Raw genomic sequence first — 11,767 nt, 5'->3', positions numbered from 1 at the left:
TATATCTCCAGTTAAGCCAGAACGCCGAGCGCAAAGGCACGGTCCAGCAATTTGATTATGAGTTCAGGTTGTGTGCCGTACTGACGCTCGAACGCCGAAGGGCTGTTGTGAAGCTCGGTATGGTGTTTTCTACAAAGCGGGATGGTGAACGCATCGTGGGCTTTGGTCGCCATTCCACCCTGCCCCCAGCCAATCAGATGATGGGCATCATCGGCGGGGTTGCCGCAGCACGTGCACGGTTGGGTCTTCACCCAGGCGAGGAACGTTGGATTTTCCCAGCGGATGCGTTTTGGTCGCGCATAAAGTGTCTGCGGCGCCACGGGATCAACCGTGACTGAAACCACGGGCTTTATGGCTGGTGGCTGAGGTAATGCCGCCTTTTTGACTTTCTCCGCCAGTATGCTGGTGGCTGGCAGAGACGGGACAATATCGGATTCGCGCATAACAGACGGCATTTTTTCAACGGGCAAACCAAGCACGCGGCGGGAAACTTCCTCCGGTATAGCCTCAGTAACTCCTCGGAGAGTGGCCCACCAGCACAACTCCGGAAGGGTTACTTCGTGATCGTCGGCAAATCGCAGCTCACCGCGAATGGCGCGCAAAATCCAGGTGGCGGCATTTTTGGCTACGATTTGATCCAGTTCCTGACTGGGGGCTTCACGCAACTGGTTATCGCAGTGCCAGCAAAGCAGTGCAGCGCCGCCAGCATGGCGATGCGTAACCAGCTCTTTGTGGTGATAAGCCGAGTGCGGCCACTGGCACGTTTTACCGCGGCGCCGTAACCAGGCCTCAAGGCCATTAATACCACCAGCCGCATTAATAACCTTTTGATGAGTGAAGAACGGGCACAATGCCGGATCATCAATAAGCATCTGCCGGGCAGGCGGTACGGCGCCCGAAGAAAGTTCAGCCATATTCTCTGGCTGACGCTCCACCAGTACGCGACCAGAAGTGAAAATATGCATTAACTCGCGACCGGGACGCAGAAGCACAATCCCCATATCCCGGGCGATATCCGGTTTCAGCAAGGCGCGCATTCCACCTCCCGGATGATGATCTGCCCGAACTCGCCCCACACTTTGGTTATGCGGCAATCCCATATGTGTGCATCATCAGCAAAGATGGCATCCATTAATGCTTTCAACATGTTGTCGCAGTCAGGCTTAGCCTGGTGTGGCTGGCCGTTATGTTGCTGGCGTTTCTTTTTGCTCCAACTGGCGGGCATAGGCAGGACAAACGTGACATGCGCACCAGACTCAGGCAGGGCTACACCACGCAACTGCACCTCATCGCAGAACGCCCGGTAACGCATAACCTCAGGGCGCTTTTTCCACTTGTCGGCGCGAGTCATACGGGGCTTGCCCATCGGCACGATTGGATAAATTTGCATACTCACTCCCAGTGCCTCCACTGGTAAGTTTTATCTGCACGCGGGGGCTTTTCTGATTTTGGCAACCGGGCACTGACAATCCAGGTCTTATAGTCAGATGAAAGACTTTTTTCGGTTTTGACGTGATTTGCTGCATAGCGGGCCACCAGCTCGGCAGCTTGTTCTGCAGTGAGGTCGGTATGCGTGAACCAGCCTTTTTTCATGCGACACCCCACCCGGCGGCAAGGTATGCAAAAAAGCTGGCGTCGACAGACGTCAGGAAAGTGAGGTTTTTCGATGTTTTTTGCGCCATGGTTTTCTCCGTGGCGCAGCAGACTGCCAGTTGTTCAGGCTGGCTAAGACAATATATCAGAAACTGGAGAAACCCGGTAACCGGCTCGCTCGAGCATCTGTGCAAACAGATGGGGAGTGCCAACTATCTCCTCAGGCAGCATAGGCCGGAAGCTGTATTTATCTCCTTGTTTGTACAATAACGCTTTGCACCGGGCGGGCATGTCGAACGTCAGGACCACCACGCCGTCATCACGGCGAACCAGATCATACCTGGTCAAACCATCACTATCCACACTATCCACTACCCCCCCTTTGCGCCCCAGACGGCGCTCCACTCTTATTCTTTTCCGTATAAAGCCAACAGACCAAAAACTGTTAATATATACAGTATTTTAAAGAGTGACATTAATCAACATAAAATAAATGAATGATATTTATCATTATTTTATTTCCACTCAAGCTGAGAATTTCGTTTGAAAGAAAGCGATTTTGAGATTAAATGGTTGATTTTACGTAATTCAGAGGGGGCAAGACGGGAGGATGTTATCAGCAATTAACCACTTATGCAGAGCAATTCTATCATATCGATCGGAATTATCGATCATGGCAGAAAGTAAAAAGCCGCTGGGGTAAGCGGCTTTAATTAGTTTGTGCTGACACATCAACTCTACTGCGGACCAGGAATTGGCAATGGTTGAGGCATATGCCCTTGCAGTACCATTGCAGGCATATTCATCATGTGCATTTGGGCCATGTTGGCCTGATTAATAAACGCGCGCCCTATGTGGTTTTCAATAATTTTTGCTGCGGGAGTAGCTGAAAAAGTAATCGTTGTAGCGTGGTGTATAGACAAAACTAAATCCTGTAGTTCCTGATCATCTTCTAGCTTAGATATTTTCAACCCCTGACGTTCCAGCACATCTCGGCTCAAGTAGCGGCTATGTGTCTTGAAATTCGAATGAGTGGACAACCAGGTAGCTATCCTTTGCGCAGTAGGTTTATCATCCCGGAACATGTACTTTTCCAGCCAAGACTGGACGAGTTCCTTTGACAATTCTGATGCATTTTTACATGAAATCAATAAATCAGGGCCATATTGATTAAGCATAGTCATCCATGATGCAAGTTTTGCCTGATCTTGCGCTATTTCATCTTGGGCAAGCTTGAATTGTTCCAGGATTGCTTGTGCCGCTACCATTCTTGGACCAACAGCAGTTTGGATTCCAAGTTGCGGATCAATTGGTCCCAAAAATGAATGCTTGCCCATTACGATTTCGTCTGCAGCGCATGAAATCATAGTCGCGGCAGACATTGCAGCATGAGGGATAATAGCCCTCACATGTTTAAATTTCGAGCGGATATAGGTTACAAACGGTTCAGTCGCGTCTAACGCTCCTCCCGGACTATGTATTATCAAATCCACTGCATCTTCATTGACCCCCTTCATCACCTCCATTAATCCTTGCACATCAGCGATGTTCAGTGAGAGTACGAATGGATCTACGCCCTGCGAAGGTTGTACCCATGATGATGAATATGAAATTACAGCTCGGTTCGTTTTTTGATGCAACTTCACAAGATACTGTTTACGAACAACGTCACAAGCGTCACCGCGCGTTGCTGACATTGCTTGTATTTCATTTAATATGTCACCCCAACCAGGCATACTGTTACTCCTTACAGTTATGATTTCTTTTAATTGTTCCTATTCATCATCGTGCCTGTACTGATAGCTAACTGAGCTGGTATCGCAGTTGCAGTTACTAATCGTGCATGGGCATTAAGTGTTGGTTGATGCCTTGAAAAAAGCTTCATAGCTTCTGCAACCCCCGGATTAGCCAACGCAGCATCAAGTAACTCGTTGTATTCTTTATTGATTTCTTCTGCATTTTTTGACATTACGATTCCCCATTTAGAAAGAGTTTTATCATATACATCTTGCTTTTCGACAGCAACGACAACAACATGAAAGACATGCTTTGATGGTAGTAAAGATCTGGTTCACTGGCAGTACCAAGCATCTGAAATTACATAAAAATTAAAAATATATTATATACCTAGTAAATAATGATTTTTACCTCAAACCTAACCATTTTATTCAAGCTAATATTAATTATCGGCATAACATTACAAATATATACAAAATAATATCTATCACTCTCGCACGTTTGCAAAACTAAAACCTATCAATATTTATGTGAATTTCCTCATTGGATTGAATAAATATCTTTATGTTTAACCACAACTCCTACTTTTACTTTCATCACAAATTTTTAAAAAATTGCAATTTAATCAAGCGATAGCGTACTTCATTTCGCAATTACTCCAGTCGGTGATACATCAGATGATACCCCTTACATCTCATATGATGTTCATACTCATCAATTTCAACAATCTGATTACCTATAACATTTATAATAAAGAGTTCAGTGATGCGGTTCTCTTTTTGAAAGACTACAAATCGTCGACACGAACATCCTAACACAGGATAATTCCAGCTCAGCATGCCTCTCGCAGCAATGCAAGCTACCGCCGGCAAAATTATCAACGATATTTTCAGATTGCCTCACGCGTATTTTTTCATGTCGTATGACACTTTACCGGGCCCTTGGCTGGCGTTTTACGCGGCTTTTCATGCAGCAGCGAATTTTGCCATTATGCGGCCTCCCGTTTATCAGTGCACAGCTCCGGCAAATTTGCTCTTACCAGTGCTTCGGCGAACGGCGGCGGTACCGCGTTACCACACCTGGCTACCTGCTTGTCTTTTGCGTACTTCACACCTTGATAGTCGCGGTCGATGATGTACCACTCCGGGAACCCCTGCGCCCGGTACAGCTCGCGGGGTTGCAGCATGCGCATGCCGATATCAACGATGCGATATACCACACTCTCAATCGTTACGAACTCGCTGATGCCGTACTCATGCAGGAATGCCGCCACCTGCACCGCCCGGTGCTCGTCATACTCGTTTTCAGCCAGCATGGTCCTCACCTCACCAAAGTGCAGACCACCCGCCGTTACGGTCTGCAACGGTGTGTCGGTTAGCTGACCAATGTTGGTACCGCGCATTTTGACGATGCTGGATGTAACCAGCGCATGGTGATCTGTCGTTGTCACCGTATGAACTGGTTCATCAAGTGCCAGGCCAGATCCTGAATAATTCCCACCAAAGTGTTTTACGAGGTTTGCCGCCACCACAGCGAACTTATTGCCACCAGCAGTGACAGTACCAAGCGGCTTCCCGATCTGGAGAATCCGTGGAGCCTGTCCCTTTCTTTCCCCATAGCCCATCTGAATCAGCGTCGTTGAGACCAGTTGCGACTTACCGCCACCACCAGCGGTTACGGTTGCGCTCGGCTCGTCAGCGCGGTGACCGACGCTGTTACCGAACTGCCTTGCTATCACGGGGGCAATTACGCAGGAATGATTGGTGTTGCAGAGCGTATGCATTGGACTTTCGACTCTGCGCGGTTTGGCTGAATACTTTGGCCCACCAGCGCCAGCTATAAACGGCGAAATAGCAGCTTCAACAATACCGAGGGCGTGACCGTTTCCACCAGGGCGTTTTGATGTGCCGGCTGTCACTGTTGGTACGGGTTCGGTTACCTCCTGCCCGGTTGCTCCGGTGCGGAATTTCGTCAGGCTCGGAACGGCCAGCGCGAAACCGTGCTTCTTGGTAATGGTCTGAGTCGGTTCATCCAGCGATTGTCCCCGGAAACAGTCGTAATTCGTTTTGGTACTGGTGTGATTGCACTTCACAATAAACGGCGTTGCGCTGTTCACCACGAAACGTTCAATACCGCGTGCAATCCGTCGCATCGTATTGTCTGCCAGCGGCTTTTTGCGGTCGAAAATCGACGGGCACGGGATAGACCAGTCGATACACTCCGCCGCCGTTCTCCAGGGTTTAAGTTCACCTGATTTAACCGCGGCTGTTTTCGGATCCCCGTGGGTTTGCTCCGGCCAGCAAATTGCGGCGCCGTCGCAACGCATCACCATGAAGAATCTTTTTCTTATCGTCGGCGCGCCGTAATCGCATGCGCGCAGTTCACGATGTTTGACCGCATAACCCAGCCCGGCAACCAGCTTTTTCGCCTGCTTGCTGTTTGGCTCGATATTCAGGAACTCGCAGCACTCGGCCAGCGCCGGATGATCGGCGCTGATGCCATCGGAGAGCATGCAGACAAACGCGTTAAACGTCTCGCCTATGCGCTCCGGGTCTGGCCGCATTTCCGCCGCCAGCAGCGGTCCCCAGGTGCGAAATTCCTCGACGTTCTCCAGCATCATCACGCGGGGGCGCACCGTCAGCGCCCATCGAACCACAATCCAGGCTAAGCCCCGAATGGCTTTTTCCACCGGGGTGCCACCTTTCGCTTTGGAAAAATGGCGGCAATCCGGGCTAAACCATGCCAGCCCCACTGGCATACCTGCAGTAACAACCGGCGGATTAACATCAAAAACACTCTCGCAATAGTGCAGTGTGCCGGGATGGTTGGTGGTGTGCATCGCCACAGCATTCTCGTCGTGATTGATAGCGATATCCACGCTGCGGCCAATTGCTAATTCAATGCCAGTACTGGCCCCGCCGCCGCCAGCAAAATTATCAACGATGATTTCAGATTGTCTCACGAGTATTTCTCCATAACGATGGCCAGCGATTTGGCGGCGTCCACGATTGACGGTACGGGCATTTTTTCCAACCACATGCGGTTTATATGATGTTTGAGGCGGCGCTGGTGGTGCGCCGGGAGATCTCCGGCGCGTTCTACCTGAGACAAGACCAGTTTGACCTCAGCAGGCCAGACCGTTTCGGCTACATCCACCAGCAGCAGTTTTTCCAGCTCAACAATTCGGCGGTAGGCATACTCGAGTAATGCATCGCTCACTGAGAACCCCCTTCGGCGCTTTTGATATGTAACCGAGGTTCCCCGTCTTTAGGGGCGGGCCAGTTCCGGGTCTTATTCACCGCCAGCTTTTCAATCATTGCCAGATTAATCTGTTTGTCAGTAATGCCAGCGCGACGTTGCGCATCCCATAACAGGAATTGCATATCTGCCCATTCGCTTAGGTCGCAGGGTTCGGCTGCGGCCTCTATTGCCTCTTTAGCCAGGTGCTTAAGCGGCCCCACCGGGCCAACATCCCCGAACGTAGCCTGAGACCATTCGGCATGCTCTTTTCGTACCGCTTCTCTCAAATCAGAGATTAAAGGCGCGGGGTGTAAGTAAACTGGCACCTCATGTTTTAGCTTCGGATCACATCCAATAACTACTGCAGAAATAGACCACATCCAGTGTTTCTCGTCGCTATCGTCATCATGCATATGCTCTGCGCAATTTCTGGTAACAAAACCGAAAGGCTCTTGCTCGTTTGCTGCAATCATCTTTTTATCAACGTCCAGCGCATTCAGCAGGGCTTCAACCGTTTCAAGAGAGAAGCTACGCTGTGTTTCGTTGATGGTTTTGATGCGCTCAATTGCGGCGTCAGGAGTTGAGCCATATTCCGGCATGGTCTTTCGCGTTGCGATATCAGCGCGTACCTGGGTAATAAGCGACTGAATATGTTTGGTTGTCATCAGTACTCTCCCCACATGTAAGTCGAAGCAATTGGGCCTGGCTCATCAGCCGCCACAAAGCATTCACCTTCGGGAACGCTGGCAATATTTCTCTTCTGAAACCCATGCTGATCGGTTATGTATGTGATATGCCCAGCATCTTTAAGGCCCGTCAGGATCAGGCTCACCGTTTCGGCGGTGAGGCTGATACGTTTTAACTGGAACCTTTTTCGATAGATAAATGCCTTTAATGCCTCTTCTTTCGTGTAGTGGTACTGCGAGCGATCAGCGCCTTTTGCACAACGTTTGATGTAGCGTTTTTGGTCTTCCTTGCGACCTCCGGTCCAATAGCTGACCACCTGCTCAAAGCTCATATGCGGGAAATCTTCTACATGCCAGAAGGTCTTGTCAGTTTCACGAATGATTAAGCGTTTCCAAATGGTAACGATTGGGCGCCCTTCGTTATCGTTGCCATCGTGGTAGCGGTAGCAATATTTTTTCTCAGTACTCACGATTGCACCTCCGCACAAGCGGCACGATCAAGGCGTTCAATTTCGGCGGCGATTAACGCGCCTGCCTTCACTAAGTCGCGGCGCGGGTTTGTTGGTTTCCACCAGTCTTGCGACCACGGCCAGCGGGCTGGGGAAAACGTTTTTTGATAGTCCACCATGTTTTTATTGTGCGGGTTCCCAGCATGGCTCGCATAACAAACAGCCGCGCGCGCCAATTCCCCGGTGCGGTGTTCGTCGTCATGCTCCGGCGTCCAACCTTCAACACTCTGCTGGCGCTGGCGCTCATTAATGATGTCAGTGATTGCCACTGAATGGGTTGGATTGACCACGGATGCAGTTACGTCCTGTTTCATCACCTGCAATGCGTCAAAGAGAAGCGATTGCCCAGGATTTAGTGAATTCTGCATTGCGTGAAATCCGGCGGCACTGTACTGCCCAATAAGCCTTTCGATGATGTCACCACGCGCTGAATTTTCAGCCGTAAGTTTTCCCACCAACGCGGTTTGCTCATCCAGCGCAGTAGCCAGGTGAGACACCATTTTGGCGATCTCGATAATCGGTGTGTCAGCCGTCATTGCGGCTGCAAATTCGTGCCCCACACGGGCTACATGTTTGTTTGCAACGATTGTCATTTCTGTGCGCTCCCGAAAATTTTGTGAACCTGATAGCCCTGCCATTTTTCGCGGCAAATCTGCGCTGCAGTTTGCGGCGCTGGTGGACAGGCAGCGGGTGCCACTCGCGAACGCCACCGATGTGTAAGCCGGTATTCAGGGTGGTGAGGTTTACCAACGTTTTTCACGATGCCTGCCAGCGTCAGACGTTTCAGGCGGTCGTAGGCCTCTTTGATGTCGCAGCCCAGCAGGCTGCGAACCTGCCGTGTGGAAATGGATTTTTCGCGCGCCAGAAAATCAACGATGGCGCGTTGCTCAGGTTTCAGCATGCTTCTGCCCTCCGCGCGCGGGCATTGCGAATGCAGCGGTTACGCAATCGGGAAATGTCCTGAATCTCCTGACTGCTCTTTGCCAGTCGCATAATCTCGCTGTATTTCGTAGCAGCGCGCAGCCAGTGCCCCCGTGATTCAATCAGGGCAGCTTCTTCAAGCGCCATGCGGAGAACTTCCGGATCGGCTTTTTGACCGAGTTCCGGTAACTCGATATCGGGGATATCGCTGCCGGGCACAACGGTATATTCCCAGTGGGTGCCGTTGTGACTACGGGTCATGACACCGCGCTGTACTAACACAGCCAGTTGCTGCCCCGTCGAACCGGAGTCAGAGTTAAACGCGTCGCACACTTCCGGGGTGGTAATGCCTGGGTGCTGGCTGACATACACAACCAGTCGGTCAGCCTGAGTAATTCGTTTTTGTTTGGTCATTGGTCAATACTCGTTTTGGTTATTTAACAATCCGCAAATGGGTTACATTTTTGCGGTAACTCCCCCAGGTAAAATTCACCCAGATGCCGTTATCCATGGTCAGACGGTCCATAGCCCGTTCTCCCAGGATTTTCGATAACTCGTCAAAATTCAGGTTGGTCAGCACCCCCACAGGTTTCATTGCCGCCAGGCGGCGATCGATAATTTGATTCAGCAATACCCATTCATTTCGGGTATCGCGCTGCACGCCGACCTCATCCAGCACCAACAGGTCAACCCTGCACAGGTCATCGAGCAATACTGATTCGGACTGCCCTTCGTCATAGCATTTGCGGGCTCGCAGCATCAGGTCAGGGACAGTCACAACCAGCACTGTGTGGTTATGCTGCAGCAGGTAGTTACCGATGGCGGCAGCCAGATGATTTTTCCCGGTACCGCAGCCACCACTGAAAACGAAGCTGGCAAAACCGCTGCCGAAGTTATGGGCATAACTTTTTGCCAGCGTCAGCGCGTGTTTTTGCCCGTCATTGCTCACCAGGTAATTCGCGAATGTGCAGTTCCGGTGCAAATCGCAGATACCAGACCGACCAAAAATCTTCTCAGAGCGAGTACGCTGGTTTTCTTTTTCCAGTTCCGCAGCTCGTTTACGTCCCTCCTCCTGCTGCCAGGCCATTAACTCGGCAGCGCTGGTAAATTTCGGCTGTACACCTGCCGGGATCAGTCGCTGCAGGCGGCCAAGAATGTCATTCGTCGGTTTCATCGTTACCCCCTGAATCCCGGCGGGATCGCCGTGTCGGGTGTTGAAACGCCAAAGGCAGGCTGACGACGCGAGACTTGCGCCGGGGCTGCAGTTTTGGCACGTGATGTTTTCAGGCTGGTTGCGAAAGTCTGTTCCCACTGAATGTGGTGCTTAACCTTCCCTTCGCATTTCCAGTAGTCGCGGAATTGCTGCAATTCAACGTCGGTGTAACCCGGCTCTTCACCGAGATTAATACCCCAGAGCGCCGCCTGGCCGACAAAATCAACGCCTGGCGCCCAGTCCTCGGTGATCGGGAATTTACCTATGGGTGGGAAAAAATTGTCTTGCGCGCGTATATCTCTCTCTGGGTTTTCTTTTAGATCTGTATCTTTATCTGGATCTGTATTTGTAGTTCCCGTAGCTACTACAGTAGCTTGGCTACCGTAGCTGTCGTAGTTGCTAACGTAGTTGGCTACGAACAGAGAAATAGCTTCTACAGTAGTGATTTCTCCAGATTTGACGCCAGAAATTAACAATTCAATGCATTTAGTTTTAACAAACCAGTCACCTTCCGATTTGAACTCGGAAAGCACCGTAGCTACGGAAATTTTCGGCTTGGCTACGACGCGAATCGTAGCTACTACGGTTAGTGAGCTACCGTAGCTACTACGTAGCTCACTAAGTCGTGACCATGGATTTTTTGAAAACCCGATTTTTACAACATCCAGATCAGGGCCAGTGATGAAGTACAGATGACCCTTGTAGGAGGTTCCCCCCTCAATAGCCGGTCTGCTTTTTGAAGATGACGTGACCGTTTCGATGTCACGCTCAATGCGCAAATGAACCCAGCTTTCTCCATCGTCTTCAAAGAACTCTTTCAGGGCAGTTTGAAGCTCAGCCCAGCGCGAATCTGAAACGCGAGCGATCTTTGCGAGACGGTTTTTTGGTATAGCCCTCCCCGTTTGCCAGTAATTGAACATGAGAAGCAAATACGCTCCATGCTCCTCCGTGGACAGATGCATGGTGTCCGCCAGGTAATCAGCAATGTAAAGTTGCATGTAAGGCAGCGCGGCCATGGTTACTCCTGATGCCCGGTTGCCCGGACGTTATGGTCATTGGTCAAAGCTCGTTTAAAAACACTGCGGCGCCAGAGTGCTGAGCAGCGCCAGCGCTGGTTCCGATACCTCCTTTGGGAGCATCGCGTATAGCGACGTGGCCGCTTCCCAAATTTCCTTTTCCAGGCGCTGCAGTGGTGCACCCAACAGCTTTGCCTGGTGTGCTTCTGCGCATTCCTTGATGGCGCTCGCCACCAACTCTGCTTCGGTCTTGCCGGAACGGAGGCCGTATGCGCGTGCTATCTCGATTGGCATCACGGATGAAATCGCCGGGGCCAGTTGCATGACATATCGGTTGTATTTTTCGGATCCGTTTTCGTTGCGCAGGTAGCGGAATAAGTTCAGCTTGTTGACTGTGATCCCCTTGCCGCCAGTACGTTTCCATTCTTCTGCCACCAGCCGCGCTATCTGTTCCTGAGCCTGACCCGGCAACGTTTTTTCCCATTCGCTGACGGCGGTATTGATTGCCATCCGTTTCAGGTTGTCCCGGCGCCGCGGTTCAATCTGATTTTTCGATTTCAATGCCAAAGGCGGACATTGATTAGGATGATCAAGGCTGATTGTGTGCATGGGCAGTCTCCTGCTGCGGCAAGCCATCAGTGAGGTTTGGGTAAAGATCGGGGCGTAACTCATGTGGAGTTACTTGCCAATCCAGGACGCGGCAAGCATTCAGAACTTCCGTACTGGCTACCTGAGTGCGGAACCAGACAGAGACTGTCTGGGAGTTTTTACCCAAACGACGAGCCAACTCTGATTGGCTGCCACATAGAGAGATGATTTTCTTTTGAACGGTTTCTTGCATAGCTCCTCCTA

General features: G+C 50.8%; 15 protein-coding genes and 1 pseudogene. All 16 read right to left on the bottom strand.

What is annotated here, in order from left to right; genetic code table 11:
• Positions 1–11 precede the first annotated feature (11 nt).
• A complete protein-coding gene (locus tag MRY16398_RS09980; RefSeq protein WP_125124272.1) occupies positions 12–1,037 on the bottom strand; it encodes a DUF968 domain-containing protein in 1,026 nt (341 codons plus the stop codon).
• Positions 1,022–1,390: a RusA family crossover junction endodeoxyribonuclease gene (locus MRY16398_RS09975; RefSeq protein ID WP_125124271.1), complete on the bottom strand. Its 369-nt coding sequence runs from the start codon at positions 1,388–1,390 to the stop codon at positions 1,022–1,024. The genes MRY16398_RS09980 and MRY16398_RS09975 overlap by 16 nt, the downstream gene beginning before the upstream one ends.
• A gap of 2 nt (positions 1,391–1,392) precedes the next feature.
• Positions 1,393–1,593, bottom strand: a complete 201-nt coding sequence (locus MRY16398_RS09970) for a hypothetical protein (protein ID WP_125124270.1) — start codon at positions 1,591–1,593, stop codon at positions 1,393–1,395.
• A gap of 737 nt (positions 1,594–2,330) precedes the next feature.
• Positions 2,331–3,329 carry an SDH family Clp fold serine proteinase gene (locus MRY16398_RS09960; protein ID WP_125124268.1) on the bottom strand — a complete coding sequence of 333 codons (999 nt, stop codon included), beginning with the start codon at positions 3,327–3,329 and terminating at the stop codon, positions 2,331–2,333.
• Between the two features lie 29 nt (positions 3,330–3,358).
• Positions 3,359–3,562, bottom strand: coding sequence for a hypothetical protein (locus MRY16398_RS09955; protein ID WP_125124267.1), 204 nt, complete (start codon positions 3,560–3,562; stop codon positions 3,359–3,361).
• A 756-nt stretch (positions 3,563–4,318) separates the two neighbouring features.
• Complete coding sequence (locus tag MRY16398_RS09950; RefSeq protein WP_125124266.1) at positions 4,319–6,292, bottom strand: DNA cytosine methyltransferase; 1,974 nt, start codon at positions 6,290–6,292, stop codon at positions 4,319–4,321.
• On the bottom strand, positions 6,289–6,549 hold the full coding sequence (locus tag MRY16398_RS09945; RefSeq protein ID WP_125124265.1) for a hypothetical protein: 261 nt from the start codon (positions 6,547–6,549) through the stop codon (positions 6,289–6,291). Before MRY16398_RS09945 ends, MRY16398_RS09950 begins: the two co-directional genes overlap by 4 nt.
• A gap of 20 nt (positions 6,550–6,569) precedes the next feature.
• Positions 6,570–6,899: pseudogene (locus MRY16398_RS09940) on the bottom strand (dATP/dGTP pyrophosphohydrolase domain-containing protein); the annotation flags it as partial.
• A 335-nt stretch (positions 6,900–7,234) separates the two neighbouring features.
• A complete protein-coding gene (locus MRY16398_RS09935) occupies positions 7,235–7,726 on the bottom strand; it encodes a hypothetical protein (RefSeq protein WP_172600639.1) in 492 nt (163 codons plus the stop codon).
• Positions 7,723–8,358, bottom strand: coding sequence for a hypothetical protein (locus MRY16398_RS09930; protein ID WP_125124264.1), 636 nt, complete (start codon positions 8,356–8,358; stop codon positions 7,723–7,725). Before MRY16398_RS09930 ends, MRY16398_RS09935 begins: the two co-directional genes overlap by 4 nt.
• Positions 8,355–8,666: a hypothetical protein gene (locus MRY16398_RS09925; protein WP_125124263.1), complete on the bottom strand. Its 312-nt coding sequence runs from the start codon at positions 8,664–8,666 to the stop codon at positions 8,355–8,357. The genes MRY16398_RS09930 and MRY16398_RS09925 overlap by 4 nt, the downstream gene beginning before the upstream one ends.
• Positions 8,660–9,100 (bottom strand): hypothetical protein, encoded by a 441-nt coding sequence (locus MRY16398_RS09920; protein ID WP_125124262.1) that lies wholly within the window; start codon positions 9,098–9,100, stop codon positions 8,660–8,662. Before MRY16398_RS09920 ends, MRY16398_RS09925 begins: the two co-directional genes overlap by 7 nt.
• A gap of 19 nt (positions 9,101–9,119) precedes the next feature.
• Positions 9,120–9,860, bottom strand: coding sequence for an ATP-binding protein (locus MRY16398_RS09915; protein ID WP_125124261.1), 741 nt, complete (start codon positions 9,858–9,860; stop codon positions 9,120–9,122).
• A 2-nt stretch (positions 9,861–9,862) separates the two neighbouring features.
• Complete coding sequence (locus MRY16398_RS31260) at positions 9,863–10,915, bottom strand: DUF1376 domain-containing protein (protein WP_336513210.1); 1,053 nt, start codon at positions 10,913–10,915, stop codon at positions 9,863–9,865.
• A 54-nt stretch (positions 10,916–10,969) separates the two neighbouring features.
• Positions 10,970–11,524 carry a toxin YdaT family protein gene (locus MRY16398_RS09900; RefSeq protein WP_125124260.1) on the bottom strand — a complete coding sequence of 185 codons (555 nt, stop codon included), beginning with the start codon at positions 11,522–11,524 and terminating at the stop codon, positions 10,970–10,972.
• Complete coding sequence (locus tag MRY16398_RS09895; RefSeq protein WP_125124259.1) at positions 11,505–11,756, bottom strand: transcriptional regulator; 252 nt, start codon at positions 11,754–11,756, stop codon at positions 11,505–11,507. The genes MRY16398_RS09900 and MRY16398_RS09895 overlap by 20 nt, the downstream gene beginning before the upstream one ends.
• Positions 11,757–11,767 lie beyond the last annotated feature (11 nt).

It is taken from the genome of Phytobacter sp. MRY16-398 (genome assembly GCF_003925915.1).
GTDB classification, from domain to species: domain Bacteria; phylum Pseudomonadota; class Gammaproteobacteria; order Enterobacterales; family Enterobacteriaceae; genus Phytobacter; species Phytobacter diazotrophicus.
This window is presented reverse-complemented; position numbering and strand designations above follow the sequence as displayed.

Bases quoted from the DNA above. Each gene is read 5' to 3' on its own strand.
- MRY16398_RS09980 (WP_125124272.1), bottom strand. From the start codon at position 1,037: ATGCGCGCCTTGCTGAAACCGGATATCGCCCGGGATATGGGGATTGTG.
- MRY16398_RS09975 (WP_125124271.1), bottom strand. From the start codon at position 1,390: ATGCAAATTTATCCAATCGTGCCGATGGGCAAGCCCCGTATGACTCGC.
- MRY16398_RS09970 (WP_125124270.1), bottom strand. From the start codon at position 1,593: ATGAAAAAAGGCTGGTTCACGCATACCGACCTCACTGCAGAACAAGCT.
- MRY16398_RS09960 (WP_125124268.1), bottom strand. From the start codon at position 3,329: ATGCCTGGTTGGGGTGACATATTAAATGAAATACAAGCAATGTCAGCA.
- MRY16398_RS09955 (WP_125124267.1), bottom strand. From the start codon at position 3,562: ATGTCAAAAAATGCAGAAGAAATCAATAAAGAATACAACGAGTTACTT.
- MRY16398_RS09930 (WP_125124264.1), bottom strand. From the start codon at position 8,358: ATGACAATCGTTGCAAACAAACATGTAGCCCGTGTGGGGCACGAATTT.
- MRY16398_RS09925 (WP_125124263.1), bottom strand. From the start codon at position 8,666: ATGCTGAAACCTGAGCAACGCGCCATCGTTGATTTTCTGGCGCGCGAA.
- MRY16398_RS09920 (WP_125124262.1), bottom strand. From the start codon at position 9,100: ATGACCAAACAAAAACGAATTACTCAGGCTGACCGACTGGTTGTGTAT.
- MRY16398_RS09915 (WP_125124261.1), bottom strand. From the start codon at position 9,860: ATGAAACCGACGAATGACATTCTTGGCCGCCTGCAGCGACTGATCCCG.
- MRY16398_RS31260 (WP_336513210.1), bottom strand. From the start codon at position 10,915: ATGGCCGCGCTGCCTTACATGCAACTTTACATTGCTGATTACCTGGCG.
- MRY16398_RS09900 (WP_125124260.1), bottom strand. From the start codon at position 11,524: ATGCACACAATCAGCCTTGATCATCCTAATCAATGTCCGCCTTTGGCA.
- MRY16398_RS09895 (WP_125124259.1), bottom strand. From the start codon at position 11,756: ATGCAAGAAACCGTTCAAAAGAAAATCATCTCTCTATGTGGCAGCCAA.